This window comes from Desulfovibrio sp. SGI.169 (genome assembly GCF_050313595.1).
In the GTDB taxonomy this organism is placed as follows: domain Bacteria; phylum Desulfobacterota; class Desulfovibrionia; order Desulfovibrionales; family Desulfovibrionaceae; genus Desulfovibrio.
Map to the genome: position 1 here is coordinate 1 of NZ_JBNPLS010000083.1, position 633 is coordinate 633.

Annotated in this window: 1 protein-coding gene; it reads right to left on the bottom strand. The window is 56.9% G+C overall.

Going from position 1 to position 633, the window contains the following annotated elements; all coding sequences use genetic code 11:
* Positions 1–105: 105 nt before the first annotated feature.
* On the bottom strand, positions 106–633 hold a 528-nt coding region (locus ACQRA4_RS13870; protein WP_427823635.1), incomplete at its 5' end, for a hypothetical protein.

Below are 633 nucleotides of genomic sequence, written 5' to 3' on the forward strand. Positions count from 1 at the left end.
ATGGCACTGCCGGCAAGAGGGAATGTATGGGAAGTCCCCCTCCCGGTTCCTTTCGCGGGAGGCGAGGGAGGAACCGGGAGGGGGAAAGGGAAGGCTGTCGCTAGCTTAAGCGGTGATCTCCAGATTGCCGGTCACGAAGTCTGTGAGATCCACGCCGGCGAGATCAATGGCAAAATCTTTCCCGTTGGCGAGCACCGCAGCGGTATTGGAAACAGTATAGACTGTAATGCCTGTTTCGGTCTGCACGGCAACGCCGGCCTTGTTGGCGGCGGAGGCGCCAAACTTGATTGACGCGAGGTCAACATCGCCAGCTTTCAGAAGAAGAATGGTGTCATCAGCAACAGTGATTGTGCCGGTTGCCACAGTGTAGTCCGATGTCAGATTCACCATGCTTGCTTTAAGGGCAGTATCCGTCTCCGTAAGTTGCAGCACATCCCCCCGCTTGCCCACGGAGAAGTGTTCCACGGTCAGTTTTCCAGTAGTGGGCTTTGCGCCCACGGCCACCGTATCTTGAGCGTCACTCAGGCTAAGAGTGGTAGGCGTGGTGATAGCGGAAGCTATATCCACCTTTACTGCGTCCGTGGAGCTGGCATTCCGCAGCAGGGCGTACTGGTCGACACTGACAACCACATC